This is a genomic window from Sphingobacterium sp. 2149, from assembly GCF_031455655.1.
Taxonomy (GTDB): domain Bacteria; phylum Bacteroidota; class Bacteroidia; order Sphingobacteriales; family Sphingobacteriaceae; genus Sphingobacterium.
The window spans coordinates 101,496-117,991 of record NZ_JAVDTD010000004.1 but is presented as its reverse complement, the minus strand read 5'-3'; the positions used below and the strand labels follow the sequence as shown (position 1 = coordinate 117,991).

The window sequence follows — 16,496 nt, the reverse complement described above, 5'->3', positions numbered from 1 at the left end:
GACTATGGTCAGGCCGATCGGCTATGTAAGATCATTCCCATAACCACCATGACAATCCCAATGGAGGAATAGCCATTTGGAAGTGCAGCATGTAAAATAAGGATTTCGCCAATTAAAGTAAAAATAACTTCCATCGCCTGGGTGGCTTCTACGGCAGCAAGTGCCTTATGGTCGTGATGCACAAGATCGGTCGCTGTAAAAAATAAAAGTGTCGCTATCACGCCCGAACATAGCGCAACTAGGAAGGTTTGCAAAAGCTGACTATCTGTTGGTAATCCATTTTCTGAATAGCCAAATAGACTAAGCACGATCCAAAAAGGCATACTACAGATTGTCATGCCTAACGTGCGCTGAAAAGCATCTAGTCTATTCCCTGATATTTTCATCATTTTACGGTTGCCTAAAGGGTAGGCGATGGCACCAACCAATACTGGAATTGTCCCCAACAGCATGGTATTTAGCGAAGTGGATTGAGCCTCCGCAATTTGCATGAGAAGGATGCCGATAAAAATAGTAATAGAAAACAGGAAGGAAGCTTTTGATATTCCTTTTCGATACCCCCTCTTCTCGATTAAAGGACCAATGAACATACCGGCAATGATGGTAAACTCGAAGGTACTCGCCACGAGCCAAGAGGGGCCGTAATTGGCACCAAAGGTTAGCGTTGCATAGAACAAACCGAAACCAATCGTACTCCACAGCAGCCATTGGACTACATTTGATCTTATTTCTTTCAATAAACTACGGAGATTTCCCCGGATAGCGACGATAACGAACAATATGGGTAACATCCAAATAAAACGTAAAGAGGCCGTCCATTGCCAACTTCCGCCGGAGACGGCCATAATGCGATTGAGAACAAAAGTACTGGCAAAGAAAAGCGCCGCTAAAGTCCCTAGAAGGATAGCATTATTTTTATTCTTTTTTAGTGTAAATTGGAAAAGCATAATTAAAGTGAATAGGATGTATACTTCAATTTGTGAAAGTAAGCAAATGCCCCTTTAATTGAAAATGAAACAAAAAGTAATTGATTTTTATCACGATTTTCTCATTTAAAATTCCTTATTTTGCCTAATCAATAAAACAAGTAGTAAGAAAATTAATCAAGATGATTATACAACCAAGAACTAGAGGTTTTATTTGTTTAACCTCGCATCCACAAGGGGCTGCGCAAAACATTAAAAATCAAATTGAATACGTAAAATCCAAAGGTGAAATCGCGAATGGACCAAAAAAAGTGTTGGTAATCGGTGCTTCAACTGGATTTGGTATTGCATCTCGGATTTCGGCAGCATTTGGTTCTGGAGCTGCTACAATCGGTGTGTTTTTCGAAAAACCTGCAGCCGAAGGCAAACCTGGTACTGCCGGATGGTACAATTCTGCAGCTTTTGAGAAAGAGGCGCATGAAGCGGGATTATATGCCAAAAGCATTAATGGGGATGCTTTTTCTGATGAAGTGAAAAAGCAAACTATCGAGCTTATTAAAAAAGATTTAGGACAGGTTGATTTAGTGGTTTACAGTTTGGCTTCACCACGCCGTACTCACCCCAAGACTGGTGTCGCACATGCTTCTGTTTTGAAACCAATACAAGAGCCTTTTACCAATAAGACTGTAGATTTTCACACAGGTGTAATTTCAGATATCACCATTCAGCCTGTCGAAAATGAAGAAGATATTGCTAATACAGTAGCAGTAATGGGAGGAGAGGACTGGAAATTCTGGATTGAAGATCTTAAAGCTGCAGGCGTATTGGCTGAGGGCGCGAAAACCGTCGCCTACTCTTATATAGGACCTGAACTTACTTATCCAATTTACCGTAATGGTACTATTGGCCGTGCCAAAGACGATTTAGAAGGAACAGTGCCTGCAATAAATGCTATTTTGAGCGATATTCATGGTGTTTCTTATGTATCGGTTAACAAGGCCTTGGTTACGCAATCGAGTTCGGCTATTCCTGTTGTTCCTTTGTATATTTCTCTTTTGTATAAAGTGATGAAAGAAAAAGGTATCCACGAAGGCACAATTGAGCAAATGCAACGTTTATTCGCTGAGCGCCTTTATACTGCTGACGGAAAAGTTTCCCTCGATGAAAAAGGCCGTATTCGTGTTGACGATTTGGAGATGCGTCCGGATGTTCAGGCAGAAGTTGCAGCATTATGGGAAAAAGCAACCACTGAAAATTTAGCAGAAATTTCAGATATTGAAGGCTATCGCAATGAGTTTTTCAATTTGTTCGGATTCAATTTCGATGGTATCGATTACAACGCTGATACAAATGAAGTTGTTGGAGTGCCGAGCATTGAAAGCTAAAATACACGAATTAGCATAAAAAAAGAACGGCTGATAGGTGAAAATTCAGCCGCTCTTTTATGAAATATATCTTCTGTAAATCGCTTTTATGACCTATGCTGTCGCTAAGCAAGTGCTTTTCTTTTCGTATAAATAAGGTTTCCAACCACCGCAAAGCCAATAGCAACCATAATTGAACTAAAGTGATAGATAGCGCCCATCCCCATATTGTTTGCCACAAAACCGATCAGAGGCCCCGTGATTCCCAAAGAAATATCAATAAATAGACCATAGGCTGCTAAAGCCGAGCCCTGTTGGCTTTGGTCGACTCTTTTAATCGCTTCAACACCAAGCGCAGGAAAGACTAGTGAAAAACCAAGACCGGTCAATGCTGCCCCCAATAAGGTCCAAATAGGGTTAATAACTGTAGCAATCGTTAATAATCCTAATGATTCAACAAAAAGACTCAGCAGTGCAACTTTTAGACCACCATATTGATCAATAACTTTGTTGAATACAAGTCTGGTCAAGATGAAGAAAATTCCAAATACCGTTAAACAGGACGCTCCGTTTTGCCAGTCAAAATGCTCATAATAGAGTGTCATGAAAGTCGAAATGCTTCCGAAGCCAAGTCCACCCAAAGCAAGACAGATTCCAAATGGAGCTACTAAAAGTAATACCCGTTTGAAGCTGACCTTTTCGGTCCTTTTTCGAACAACCCGGTAAGGCGTTTTTGAGCGGCAGTATACATAGCCAAGTATACCAACAACAATTGTTAGCACACCTAAAGCTTCGTAACTGATATGATTTACCATCAGGACACCTAAGGGAGCGCCAATGGCCAATGCGCCATAGCTCGCTATGCCGTTGAACGAGATCGCTTTAGCCGCATGCTCATCACCAAGTTCCATAAGAGCCCAATTTATAGGGCTGGCACCGACCATACCCTCAGCAATTCCGGTCAGTAATCTGGTGATTACCAAAAGTCCTAAACTGATAAAGGGCTGTGATTTAAATAGGAAAACAAGTAGAAGCAGGACACCAGACATGGCAAAAAATAGCATACTGCGCAAAACAGAAACTTTCGGGCCCTTTGTGTCAACTATTTTTCCGGCATAACCGCGAAGTAAAAAAGTAGCAATGTATTGAATGCTAATGACCAATCCGGCGACAATTGTATTAAATCCCAAAGTCTGGTGAATAAAAATGGGTAGGGTAGCAAGTGATAGGCCGATAGTGAAATAACCGAGGAAGGTTAAAGAAACATAGCCTAAAATCTTTTGATTGACCTCCCGAAGAGAAACTGTCATCTTAAAAATTTTAGGCAAAAATACGTCTTTAAGCTTATTTTTTGAAATTAAATCAATAAACAACTGTCTCTTTAATATCACAATTCTTTTCGAGCCATTGTTGATCAAATTGTTTTGGGGAAACTCTTTTACCCTGGTAGATGTAATAAATTTTTTCGACCTCGCCCTTTACTGGGGGGCCAGGGATTTTGTTTACTATTTTTTCTTCGGGGCAGTCTTGTATTAAAACCTGCTGCTCAAGTTGACGAGTTCTGCATGAGAAGAGCATAGATACAACGATAAAAAGAAAGGATAGTTTATTCATGAGTTTAGTTTTTAATAAGATAGTTAACGTATCAATTGCTGGGAGTGCGACACGAATTTGTGAAATGGAATACAACTTTTTGAACAGCCATTTGTTCTATAAAAGTATCTGAAGTGCTAGAACAGCCGACAGGGAAAATTTATGTTATAAAATTAGTTTAAATAATTATCGTAGAAAACATGAAAAGAAAAGCAACAGCCCAATGGAATGGCAATCTTAAAGAAGGAAAAGGTAGCCTGACTACCGATAGTACAGTATTAGATCACACCCAGTATTCATATTCAACGCGGTTTGAAAATGGTGTTGGAACAAATCCTGAAGAGTTATTGGCTGCAGCGCATGCAGGATGTTTTACCATGCAATTGAGCGCCTATCTTTCTGAAGAAGGTTTTGTTCCTGATGAGTTGACAACTGTATCAACAATTGTGATGGAAAATGGCTCGATTGTACGGTCTGAACTGGAGTTGAAAGCGAAAGTTCCTTCAATAGACGAATCTAATTTTCAGACAATAGCGCAGAAGGCTAAAGAGAACTGCCCCGTAAGTAGGGCATTTACGTTTGAAAAAACGTTAAATGCAGAGTTGTTGTAACCGATTTTCTACAATGAACAAAAACGTATTCTTTCTTCGTAAAAAGAACAAAAAGATATTATTTTGGTCGTATAAAGAGTAGGTAATAATATTGAATTTTAATCAATCAAATTTTGGTTCAGAAAAAGAAAAACAAGTTAAATTCCACGGGACTGGCAGAAAGAAATAGTGAGGCGGGAAAGATATTTTTGGAAATGCACGCACATCAAGAAGGTGTCGTTGTATGCGCTTCGGGCTTGCACTATAGGGTATTGACAAAAGGAGGCGGGCAGATACCCAAAAAGTCCGCAAAGGTTATTTGTCATTACAAGGGTGAACTCTTAGACGGAACGGTATTCGATAGTTCCTATAAGCGAAAGCGGCCCGAAACGTTCTACATCAATGAACTGATCGTGGGATGGCAAGAAGCAATTTCAATGATGCCTGTCGGGTCTATTTGGGAGGTATACCTTCCACCAAATTTGGCTTACGGAAAAGAGGAGTTGGTTCCTGGAAAAGGAGGGCAATGTACTTTATTGTTTCAGATTGAGTTAATTGCCATTTTAGCTTAATGCAAATAAACTTTCATAAAAAAAACCCGCATCACATAAGATGCGGGTTTTTTTTATGAAGTTTATTTTTTATTCTACTTCTTTGATTTTAGCATTGATTTCGGCAGTTTTAGCCTCATCCTGCATAAAAATATAATAGTTCTTCAAATTTGTTAATGCATCTACATTTTTAGGCTGCAAAGAAACTGCTTTTTCTAAATAAGGAAGCACTGGCTTTAATTCGGCTTTAATCTTATTTAATTCAGCATCATACTGTGCCTGTGTTAACTTTCTATTATTATTAACAACATTTAATTTTTCACGTGTTTTGTTCATCAGTGTGATGGCCAAATTAGTATTTGCCTCAAAAAAGTTTGGATCAATTTCCAATGCTTTCTTATATGCTGCAACTGCCGCCTCATCATTCTTTGCAGAAGATTGAGCAATACCTAGGTAATAATTTAAGCTTTTATTGTTAGGATCTTTCGCTAACTGCGCTGTAATAGCATCAATTGTTTCCTTTTCATGACCTGTAATTAAATTCAGCTCAATATTCTGGGTCATTGCTGCGTTGTCGTCAGGATAAGCTTCAGCTGCTTTTTTTGCATATTCCAGTGCAGATGTTGTATCCTGCATCGATAGATACAACTTAGGTAAGTCTACCATAATTGTTTTATGCGAAGAGAAATCTTTTCTTGGAATCAATTCTTTGTAGCGTTCAATTGCATTTTTATAATCTTTGTTAGATAATGCCGCAACCCCACTGTAATAGGTCACTAACGTATCGCCAGGAAGATAGGTCAATGCTTTTGTAAAAGAACTATACGAATCAGCATATTTTTGAGCTTGATATTCTTCTGCACCTAAATTGAAGTTATATTGCCCTAAGATTTGTTCTGCAACCGTAATGTTCGCCTTATTGGCACCATCTGTATCCAGTTGTTTTGCTTTAGCAATTCCATCTTCAGCCAATTTTGCCAATTCAGAAGATTTATCAATTGTCGATAGATTAGCATTTACTAACGCATATACTGTCCATGCTTCGGCGTTATCTTTCGTTTTTTCGTTGATTACGGCAGCATCAATAGCTTCCTTTGCAGATTTCAGGTTGGGCAAACCCAACTGCACCGTGCCAGCATCTTTCAATTCCTGAAATTTTGCCAGGCCAGTTTTCGCCTTTTTTATATTACCGGTTTGCGCAAAGGAAACTGAGGTACATACAGTACCCATTGCGGCTAATAATAATAGAGATTTTAAATTCATATCTATTTAACTGTTAATTGATTCAATAATAAATTCACCCTGTCTAATTGCGATGCATCGTCAATGAGCGTATAATATTTAGCCAAGGCTTTGAGCGCATTAACATCATAAGGTTTTATTTCATTTGCTTTCAACAGGTATTCAATAGTTAATTCTTGTATATCCTGATTCGTAGGTTCCTTTAATAAAGTTTCCAGATTGATTAGCCCCAAGGCAAGATTAGACTCGTAATTATTCGGATCCAATCGCAATACGTTATTATAATATTCCTTCGCCTTTTTGATATCATTGGCATTTTCGTAGGAATAGCCGGCGATATAGTTCAATTCCACATTTTCTGGCTCCAAACGGATAGCGTCAGCGATAACATTGAGTATTGCATCATAAGAATGATTAGCCGAGTAGACATCAATCAACCTAAAAAGTATCTGTTTATTTTCAGGAAATGCAACATGTCCTTTTTCAAGAACGTTTAAAACATCCTGTTTAGTACCTCCAAGAGAATAAATATGTGCCAATTCAAGAAAGTAATTGGGCTTAGGTTGTTCACTCTTAATAAGTTCATTATAATACTTGATCGAGTTTATATAATCTTTATTCTTACCCGAGAGTACGGCGAGATTATATTTAAGATCATTATTTTTGAATCCAAGAGAATCTATTCGAAGATATGCTTTATAAGCTTTATCAAATTTACCATCCTTTAAAGCAATGCCCGCTTGATAGGAGATGGCCCCAGCGAGATTTTGACGAATATAGTCCATTTCAGCAGGAAAATTTCGGCGTGCTTTTTTTTGATCCAGAAGCTTAAGTGATTTGATGGATATATCAATAGGATCCATCTTATATTGCTGCTTCCTTGTTGAGTCTGCAACCGCCAAGGAACTATACACCAGTGCTCTTAAGAGATTATTGTTAACAGAAGCAGAATCCTTCCTTGACTGAAAAGCCGCGTCTGCAAATTTCCGTGCGTTTTCAAGATTTTTGAACTCGCCGGTTTTGGTATATAAAGCAAAACTGTTGCTGCCCTCTTTCAAATTGGATTGGGCAACAACAGTTAAACTACTTGCAGATATTAAAAATGATATCAGTAAGTTTTTCATTAGTCAATTATTCTTCGTTTGATTCCGTGCTTTCTTCGGAGTTTGATTCCTTGTTCTCTTCCGAAGTAGAATCGTCGTTATCGGTTAACTCTTCAGTCAAGCCAGACTCTTCTAGTTCTTCTTCACGATCGACTTTAGTAATAGAGGCGATCTCATCGTTATCTTTTAAATTAATGAGCCTTACACCCTGCGTGGCTCGACCCATCACCCTTAATCCTTCAACTGCGATACGGATAACGATGCCAGATTTATTGATAATCATCAAATCTTCAGCGTCTGTTACGCCTTTTATGGCAACGAGCTCGCCTGTTTTATCAGTGACATTGATGGTTTTTACACCTTTACCACCACGATTGGTAACCCGATAATCTTCGATGTCTGTACGTTTTCCATATCCTTTTTCTGAAACGACCAATACAGTTGTTTCAGAATCATTCACACTAATCATGCCAATCACTTCATCACTTTCAGTTGATAATGTGATACCACGTACCCCAGTCGCAGTTCTTCCCATTGGTCGGACGGTAGACTCGTTAAAACGAATGGCTCTACCAGAACGAAGCGCCATAACGATTTCGCTACTTCCAGTAGTTAAACAAGCTTCAATCAACTGGTCTCCTTCATTGATGTTAATTGCGTTTATACCATTCGCTCTTGGACGGGAATAAGCTTCTAACGACGTCTTTTTGATGGTACCTTTCTTAGTACACATAATGATGAAGTTGTTTTCCAGATAATCTTGGTCTTTCAAATTCTTCACTAAAATGAACGCCTTTATTTTCTCCTCTTTTGGAACGTTGATAATATTTTGCAGTGCACGACCTCTCGAGGTGCGGCTTCCTTCCGGAATTTCAAAAGCTCTCAACCAGAAACAACGCCCAGCTTCGGTGAATAGGAGCATATAATTATGTGCAGATGCTGTAATGATGTGCTCCGTAAAATCTTCCTCACGTGTATTCGTACCGATAGATCCACGACCGCCGCGGCCCTGACGCTTGTATTCGGATAGTGGAGTACGTTTGACGTAACTATTGTGGGAGATTGTAATCACGATTTCTTCATCATCGATAAAATCTTCCATACGCATATCTTCAGCAGAGTGTACAATCTGTGATCTACGTTCGTCCCCATATTTTTCTTTGATCTCAATCAACTCATCTTTGATAATCTTCATCCGAAGATCTTCGTCTTCTAAAATTGATTTTAAATAGTCGATTGTTTTCATCAATTCAGCATATTCTTCTTTGATCTTATCCCGTTCCAGACCAGTAAGACGACGTAAAGTCATATCAAGAATTGCACGGGCCTGAAGATCAGAAAGACCAAATTTCTCCATTAATCCAACACGAGCATCTTCAGGTGTTTCGGAGTTACGGATTAATTTGATTACCTCGTCTAAATGATCCAACGCAATCAAATATCCCTCTAAGATATGCGCGCGTTTTTCCGCTTCAGCCAATTCATAGCGTGTACGTCTGACGATGACATCATGCCTATGTTCCACAAATTCATGAATCATATCTTTCAGATTCATGAGGACAGGTCTTCCTTTAACTAAAGCGATGTTATTAACTGAAAAAGAGGTCTGTAGTGCAGTGTATTTAAACAGGTTGTTTAAAACAACGTTTGCGTTTGCATCACGTTTGATATCGTATACAATGCGCATACCTGTCCGATCAGATTCATCACGGATGGCTGATATACCTTCTAATTTCTTTTCGTTCACTAATTCGGCCGTACGCTCGATCATGTTGGCCTTGTTCACTTGATAGGGAATTTCGGTTACGATAATCTGTTCCCGCCCAGATTTAGTTGCTTCTATCTCTGCTTTCGCCCGCATGACAATCCGGCCGCGTCCTGTATTACAGGCATCTTGAACACCCGCATAACCATAGATAAGTGCACCCGTAGGGAAGTCAGGGCCTTTGATATGTTGCATCAGTTCGGCTATCTCGATATCGCGGTTCTCAATGAACGCTACCGTACCATCGATAACCTCGGTAAGGTTATGCGGCGCCATATTCGTAGCCATACCGACTGCAATACCAGATGCCCCATTGACAAGAAGATTGGGAATACGAGTAGGGAGCACGGTCGGCTCTTGTAAAGAGTCATCAAAGTTATTTTGAAAATCAACAGTATCTTTGTTGATATCGGATAGCATTTCTTCAGCAATTTTCTTTAATCTTGCTTCGGTATAACGCATGGCCGCAGGAGGATCACCGTCAATAGAACCGTAGTTACCTTGGCCGTCTACCAACGGATAGCGTAAACTCCAATCTTGAGCCATACGAACCATGGTGTCATAAACGGATGAATCACCATGCGGGTGATACTTACCTAATACGTCACCAACGATACGGGCAGACTTTTTGTAAGGCTTGCCACTGGTAACCCCTAAGTCCAGCATTCCATAAAGAACACGTCTGTGTACTGGTTTCATGCCATCACGTGCATCAGGAAGCGCTCTTGATACAATGACAGACATGGAATAGTCAATGTAAGCAGACTTCATCTGATCCTCGATGTTAATTGGGATAATCCGGTCGTTTGCCGGAACAAGATTGTTGTCGTTTTCTGTTTCTTCAGCCATATGAATTTGGTTTCAATAAAACTAGTAAGCAAGCCCAATAAACTGGCTTGCTACGCATGCGAAGTTACAAAAATTTAACCTCAAAAGCGAAAGATTGAAGCGCTAATATATATAAAAAAGACAATCAACTATGGATTGTCATGGTACTGATGAGCTATCAATTTAATTTCAATTTTTTAAACCGGAGACGGATTGAATTACCGATCACAATTAAGTTTGAAAAGGCCATGCTTAAGGCCGCCACCATAGGGCCAAGAAAACCAAGGGCAGCGAGGGGAATGGCGACAATATTGTAAGCAAAAGCCCAAAAAAGATTTTGTTTTATTGCCAGTAAGGTGTGATGACCGATCTTGAGCAGCTTTTCAATGGACCGGAGATCACTATTCAGTAGGATAACTTTGGCAGACTGAATCGCAACATGAGTTGAATCCCCAAGCGAAATGCCCGCATCCGCTGCAGTAAGTGCGGGCGCATCATTGATACCGTCACCAACCATTGCCGTTGGGCCTTTCTTTTTAAGCTTATACAAGATTTCTAATTTTTCCTCCGGTGATTTATCCCAATATACGTCGGCAATACCAAGCTTCTGCGCTGTGCGCTCACATTTACTTTGACGATCGCCGCTCAACAGAATAGGGCGTATACCCTTATCTTTAAGATATTGGATCAGTTCTTTTGCGTAAGGTTTTAGTTGATCTTCAAGTACAATACCCGCTATAACCACTTCGTTAATTGTTAATGTAAGGTCATAACGGTTCGAATAATCCTTTGATCCAAGTTTGGCATTGCAAATGGAATAACTATTCCCATTAGTATCTGTAGCAAATATTCCCTTTCCTCGTATCTCATTGACTTCCTTAAAGATAATACGGAAGGATTTAATTTCCTTCAGCTGTTTTCGGATCGACTTCGCTATAGGATGGCTAGAATAACTTTCCAACTGTGCTATGATCGATTCGACCTGAGATTGTTCAATACCGAATGTTTGAATTGCTTTGATATTAAAATCGCCAGTTGTTAGGGTGCCAGTTTTGTCAAATACCATTTGTTTGAGTTCGGACATTTCCTCAATAGTGCTTCCACCTCTGATTAGTATACCTTTTTTTGCAGCTCTACCCAAGCCGACCATAACAGCTGTAGGAGTTGCTAGTCCCATTGCACAGGGGCACGATACCACCAGGGTGGATATTGCATTCATCAAAGATTGTTGCAGTGGTAACTGTGCGATAAAATATGTGATAAAAAAAGTGAAGAATGAGATACTGACAACGATCGGTACAAAATATGCGGCTACCTTATCGCCGAATTTTTGAATAGGAGGTTTTTTACTTTGAGCATCTTTGATCAACTGGATGATTTGATAGAGCACACTTTTAGATCCCACTTTGGTTGCGACAATTCTGATATTACCCTCGGTCAGCAATGTACCGCCAATCACAGCATCATGCTTCAGTTTTTCAACGGGCATACTTTCTCCCGTTAACATCGACTCGTCTACCCAGCCTTGCCCTTCCAAAATATCGCCGTCGACCGGGATCTGATTTCCTGTGTTCACTTTTAGAATATCACCAGATTTAATTTCTTTGGCCAATATGGTTATTTCCTGATCCCCATCGATCTTAATTGCATCCACGTTCTGATATTTAATCAGATCTTTGATTGCGGACGTGGTTTTCGTTATAGCCCGTTTTTCCAATACGTTTCCTAAAAAAACCAAAGTAATGATCGTCGCGCAGGTTTCGTAAAATTGATAATCGTGCCCAAGCTTGTAGCATGTGCCAATCAGACTATAGATAAATGCCGCGGTAGATCCGACTAATATGAGCACATCCATATTCGGCATTTTATTCCAAATGGATCGTAACGCACTGATCCCGAAATGGGAAAAGCCAATAAAATATACAGGTATACACAAGCAGAGCTGGATATATGGATCATGGAGTAAAGGATACACCGTAAACATATGGCCCCATAGCGGTACAGTAAAGATCAAACAGCAGAAGAACTTAAATTCAATTGAGTGCCAAAAGCTAGGCTTATCATCCTGATCATCGATTACTTTGTATCCTAAAGACTCAATCCCTTCGACGAGCATTGGTATTTGTTCCTGGGGGATATCGGAAAATTTGACTTCATCAGCGGCAAAATCAACATAGATGTCTTTAGCTCCGTTTTTTTCCAGGTATTTGTGGATTGAAATAGCACAATTTGCGCAGTGCATTCCGGTTACATGTAGTTCAGTATGCACGTTGGATTCCTTCATTTAATCGTAAGTAATGTCTTTACGCAAAGATAGGTATTTCCTGATAATGCTTTTTGCGTAAAGTAAAATTGTTTAGCTTAGCAGGCCGGTTTTATTTCCTTTTTACAAAGATAATCTTGTGTGGAAGGTGTTCAAACGTCAAATTTTGAAGGATTAAAACCGTTTTAAATTTAGGGTAAAAATGAGCAAGTCAATTTCAATTTCTTTTTTTATACGGACGATACTGCTAGTTGCATTGACGGCATCATTCGTTCAATTTGAAAGCTTCTATAAGCAACGGGAGATTATTCGAAATATCGCATACGGATTAAACACATTTTTAACCGCAAGTGTTTTGATCTCAATTGGGCATTTTATACTTGTAAAATTATACAACAGTAGAAATGAACAACAGATTGTCCGTGGTAATTTTGTACTTGGAATTACACGCGTCGCTACTGTCGGTAATGTGTTTTTCATTATCGTCAGCCTAATGATTGCCGTTGGTATTAATCCCAAAGATTTTATTACCAGCATGACAATCGTTGCTATGGCGATCGCTGTTATATTTAGAGAGTATATCACCAATATGATTTCTGGTTTGATCATCATGTTTTCCGATCAATTTTCGGTGGGAGACCGGATAAAAATAGGTGAGTACCAAGGAAAGATTGTCGATATTACATTGGCCAATCTGGTTGTGCGAGATGAAGATGACGACGCAGTAATGATTCCAAATAATTTAGTTTTTACTGCAACGCTGGTCAATAAAACGTCTCAAAAATCAAATAAAATTGTTGTTAAGTTTGAATTACCGATCGATATTGCTGTTGCTGTAGAAGAATTGGAACGCTATTTAACGCCATTATTTCAGCAAAATCCGAATTTGGACCACTCCCAAGGTTTTATTATTAAGGTTGCCGATCTCGCTAAAGATTACATCAAGTACAAAGTTGAAGTTAGTGCAATTTCTTCCAGCAACAAAATACATCAGCAGGTGCAGAGCAGAATTTTGAATGAAATTTTGCAATTTCAGCGCGGCAAAGGTTAAATTTTTCTGACTTTGATATTTTTAACGAAGTGATGGCCCCCTTTTTCCAGAATCAGATCTGCGCGATATCTTGTTGGCAGAATATTCTTAATTAAGTTAGGCTTATTGATTTCATTCCAGATACTTACGGCCATAGACTGGCTTTCTTCAGTGGTCATATTTGCATACTTGTGGAAAAATGACGCTGGATTTTGGAACGCAGTTTCACGAAGGGACTCAAATCGGTTCGTGTACCATTCTATCAAGTTTTTTTCACTGGCGTGCACATAAATCGAGTAATCAAAGAAATCGGAAACGAAGACGCTATGGCCTTTTCTCGGCCGCTGCGAATTGACTTGTAACACATTAATTCCTTCTACAATTAGGATATCGGGCTGTTCGATGATTTGTTGCTCTTCGTCTGGCAACACATCATAGATCAGGTGGCTGTAGACAGGGACTGCTATCCTTGGAGAACCGGACTTCACGGCAGAAAGGAAATGGATCAATCTTTTGGCATCATAACTTTCCGGAAAACCTTTCCGGTTTAGAATCCCGAGTTCAATGAGTTGCTTATTTGGATAAAGAAAGCCGTCTGTGGTCACCAGGTCTACCTTTGGCTTTGAAGGAAGCAGACTGAGTACGCGCTGCAAAACCCTTGCTGTAGTACTTTTCCCCACGGCAACAGATCCGGCAATACCAATGATGTACGGAAGTTTGCTTTCTTCCTTGCCGAAGAAACGATTTGTTCGCTGATGGAGACTTTGGAAACGATCAATATGAATTTCAAGGAAATGACTCAAAGGGACATAGACTTCTTCTATCTCCTGATTTGTGAGGGGTTCATTCAGTGCATGGAGGGTTTCCAAGTCTTCGACACTGAAGTTGTGCAAGACTTTCCCGTTTAAATTTTTCCAGTCTTCACGTTTGATCGATCGAAAAGGCGAGTCTATTGCTATTTGTGGATCCAATTGCATCGTTTGCTTTATTTTTAATACAAATATCTTTATTTCAGCATAAGTAACCTTTCCTATTCGATTTTAACGATTTTAAAGGCCGTTTTTGCGCGGGCAAATATAAATACTGTTATTCGTTATCCCAAGAAACGCTATAAATGATTTGACGTTATTATAATAGGATTTGATAATATTTTATGGACGGGGCACTTCTCAGCAATTTTAAATAGCCGCTGCTTTTGGACTTCGTCTAAATCTCCTTTAAAACTAATATAGCATTGTATATAGGTCGTTTGTTGTTGCTCACTCGTTTGTACTTCATGAGTTAGACGAACCAATACTTCTTCTAGCGGCCAGTCCTTTCTGTCAGCATACATTTTTACGGTAATAGCCTTGCAGCTCCCTAAGGAGGATAGTAGTAAGGGAATGGGATTGATGCCCTCATCTTCACCACCTAAATCTATTGGTTCATCCACTGTTAGCTGATGCTTTCCATAGTGTACTGTAGTTGTATAAGGAATTTTCCCTATTGAAACGATTACTTCATTATCCATACAATTTGAAATTAAGCTTCAACATCTTCCAATAAGCCTTCAATAATCAGGCTTCCTGTTGCCGGATTTGTTGCCAATGGCACATTATAAAGATCACATACACGCATAAGCATCTGAATATCCGGTTCATGTGCGTGTTTTCCTAGTGGATCGCGAAAGAAAATGATTCCATCAACTTTTCCTTCAGCCGCTAATGCCGCAATCTGTGCATCGCCACCCATTGGGCCACTTAGTTTCAATTCTACAGGGAGGCCAGTTTGTCTAACATATGAACCCGTAGTTCCTGTGGCGATGATATCGGCGCGTTCTAATAAATCTTGGTGATCTTTGACAAATGCAACCATTTCTGGTTTCTTGCCGTCATGGGCTATCAATGCAATTGTTTTCTTCATCAGTATGTAATTATGTGTTGAGCGATTGGCTTATATATGGAAAAGAACCGTTCTGATCCTATTTTGCAAGCTATTTAAAAAATATATAGGATATAATTATTGCAGCGATCACTCCGGCCAATTCAGCTAGTAGAGCGCATGGAAGTGCATGTCTAGTGCGTTTAATTCCTACCGCTCCAAAATATACTGCAAGTACATAAAAAGTGGTCTCCGTAGATCCTTGAATAACACACGCAACCCGAGCCGCGAAATCCATTGGACCTTTTGCATTCATCAAATCAACCATCAGTCCACGTGCGCCAGAGCCACTCAAAGGTTTCATAAAAGCAACAGGTAAGGCGTCCACAAAGGACGTATCCAAACCGCATAAGGCAATGCCTTTAGCAATTCCCGCTACCATATAATCCATTGTCCCAGACGCTCTAAAGACGGCAATTCCAACAAGCATGGCAACCAGATAAGGTATTATTTTAACGGAAACCTCAAAGCCTTCTTTGGCTCCTTCAATAAAAGAGTCATAGACATTTACCTTACGGAAAAGAGCCAACCCTATAAAAGAAGTAAATAAGCTAAATAAGATAACATTTCCAAATACTTTGCTGAATATTTCGATCTCCGATTGTTGTAGTCCAGAAAAGTAATAAAGCAGGCCTCCGATAAACAGGCACATCGCACCCAAATAGCCCAAAACTACACGATTCAACAGATTGATTTTTTGATAAATAGCTACAAGTATCAACGCAACCAGAGTGGAGAAGAATGTCGCTATTAAAATCGGTAAGAATACATCTGAAGGATCTGGTGCTCCCGCTTCTTTTCGATAGGCCATGATAGAAATCGGCAAGAGTGTCAAACTTGATGCATTGAGCACAATAAACATGATTTGGGCATTGGATGCAGTTTCTTTGTTTGGATTTAATTCCTGTAGCTCTTTCATCGCTTTAAGTCCCAAAGGCGTTGCAGCATTATCTAAACCAAGCGCATTGGCCGAGAAATTCATAAGAATAGAACCAAGCGCAGGGTGATTTTTTGGTATTTCAGGAAATAATTTATGAAAAAAAGGGCCTACGATTTTCGCGAAAATATTAATCATTCCACCTTTTTCACCAATTTTCATGATGCCAAGGGCAAAACTCATCATGCCGATCAGTCCCAAGGAAATTTCGGCACCTGTTTTCGCACTATCAAAGATTGAGTTTACAATTTGCTGGAAAATTTCAGTATCCCCAAAAAAAATGAGTTTTACAAGGGCTACGGCAAATGTGATTAAAAAAAATGCAACCCAAACGTAGTTTAATGCCATATCGATTTAAAATATGCGTAAAAGTAATCTTTTAGA

General features: G+C 39.5%; 15 protein-coding genes. 4 read left to right on the top strand and 11 right to left on the bottom strand.

What is annotated here, in order from left to right:
• Positions 1–8 precede the first annotated feature (8 nt).
• Positions 9–947: a multidrug resistance efflux transporter family protein gene (locus J2X77_RS07030; protein ID WP_310079862.1), complete on the bottom strand. Its 939-nt coding sequence runs from the start codon at positions 945–947 to the stop codon at positions 9–11.
• 161 nt (positions 948–1,108) lie between these two features.
• On the opposite strand from J2X77_RS07030, the gene fabV reads away from it, so the two are divergent.
• Positions 1,109–2,311: an enoyl-ACP reductase FabV gene (gene fabV / locus J2X77_RS07025; RefSeq protein ID WP_209579215.1), complete on the top strand. Its 1,203-nt coding sequence runs from the start codon at positions 1,109–1,111 to the stop codon at positions 2,309–2,311.
• A 104-nt stretch (positions 2,312–2,415) separates the two neighbouring features.
• Here the strand turns inward: fabV and J2X77_RS07020 are convergent, their stop codons facing one another.
• Together J2X77_RS07020 and J2X77_RS07015 are read right to left on the bottom strand one after the other, a co-directional pair.
• On the bottom strand, positions 2,416–3,600 hold the full coding sequence (locus J2X77_RS07020; protein WP_209579216.1) for an MFS transporter: 1,185 nt from the start codon (positions 3,598–3,600) through the stop codon (positions 2,416–2,418).
• A 52-nt stretch (positions 3,601–3,652) separates the two neighbouring features.
• Entirely contained in the window at positions 3,653–3,904 is a 252-nt protein-coding gene (locus J2X77_RS07015) for a hypothetical protein (protein WP_209579217.1), read from the bottom strand.
• A gap of 179 nt (positions 3,905–4,083) precedes the next feature.
• On the opposite strand from J2X77_RS07015, the gene J2X77_RS07010 reads away from it, so the two are divergent.
• Complete coding sequence (locus J2X77_RS07010; RefSeq protein ID WP_209579218.1) at positions 4,084–4,494, top strand: OsmC family protein; 411 nt, start codon at positions 4,084–4,086, stop codon at positions 4,492–4,494.
• Between the two features lie 113 nt (positions 4,495–4,607).
• Entirely contained in the window at positions 4,608–5,045 is a 438-nt protein-coding gene (locus J2X77_RS07005; protein WP_310079858.1) for an FKBP-type peptidyl-prolyl cis-trans isomerase, read from the top strand.
• A gap of 69 nt (positions 5,046–5,114) precedes the next feature.
• Here J2X77_RS07005 and J2X77_RS07000 read toward each other — a convergent pair whose 3' ends face one another.
• The 4 genes from J2X77_RS07000 to J2X77_RS06985 form a co-directional block, all read right to left on the bottom strand.
• Complete coding sequence (locus J2X77_RS07000) at positions 5,115–6,287, bottom strand: tetratricopeptide repeat protein (RefSeq protein WP_310079856.1); 1,173 nt, start codon at positions 6,285–6,287, stop codon at positions 5,115–5,117.
• Between the two features lie 2 nt (positions 6,288–6,289).
• Complete coding sequence (locus J2X77_RS06995) at positions 6,290–7,390, bottom strand: tetratricopeptide repeat protein (protein ID WP_310079855.1); 1,101 nt, start codon at positions 7,388–7,390, stop codon at positions 6,290–6,292.
• A gap of 7 nt (positions 7,391–7,397) precedes the next feature.
• Positions 7,398–9,983 (bottom strand): DNA gyrase subunit A, encoded by a 2,586-nt coding sequence (gene gyrA / locus J2X77_RS06990; protein ID WP_209579221.1) that lies wholly within the window; start codon positions 9,981–9,983, stop codon positions 7,398–7,400.
• Between the two features lie 157 nt (positions 9,984–10,140).
• Entirely contained in the window at positions 10,141–12,246 is a 2,106-nt protein-coding gene (locus J2X77_RS06985; RefSeq protein WP_310079852.1) for a cation-translocating P-type ATPase, read from the bottom strand.
• A gap of 181 nt (positions 12,247–12,427) precedes the next feature.
• On the opposite strand from J2X77_RS06985, the gene J2X77_RS06980 reads away from it, so the two are divergent.
• Entirely contained in the window at positions 12,428–13,276 is an 849-nt protein-coding gene (locus tag J2X77_RS06980) for a mechanosensitive ion channel domain-containing protein (protein ID WP_310079850.1), read from the top strand.
• Here J2X77_RS06980 and coaA read toward each other — a convergent pair.
• From coaA to J2X77_RS06960, 4 genes are all read right to left on the bottom strand, one after another.
• Entirely contained in the window at positions 13,273–14,232 is a 960-nt protein-coding gene (gene coaA / locus J2X77_RS06975; RefSeq protein ID WP_209579224.1) for a type I pantothenate kinase, read from the bottom strand. The two genes, J2X77_RS06980 and coaA, sit on opposite strands and share 4 nt — an antisense overlap.
• Positions 14,233–14,363: 131 nt before the next feature.
• Positions 14,364–14,765, bottom strand: a complete 402-nt coding sequence (locus tag J2X77_RS06970; protein WP_209579225.1) for an OsmC family protein — start codon at positions 14,763–14,765, stop codon at positions 14,364–14,366.
• An 11-nt stretch (positions 14,766–14,776) separates the two neighbouring features.
• The gene (locus tag J2X77_RS06965) at positions 14,777–15,157 is read right to left on the bottom strand and encodes a methylglyoxal synthase (RefSeq protein ID WP_209579226.1); all 381 of its coding nucleotides are present in this window, start codon (positions 15,155–15,157) and stop codon (positions 14,777–14,779) included.
• A gap of 70 nt (positions 15,158–15,227) precedes the next feature.
• Positions 15,228–16,460: a nucleoside recognition domain-containing protein gene (locus J2X77_RS06960; protein WP_293884597.1), complete on the bottom strand. Its 1,233-nt coding sequence runs from the start codon at positions 16,458–16,460 to the stop codon at positions 15,228–15,230.
• Positions 16,461–16,496: the final 36 nt, after the last annotated feature.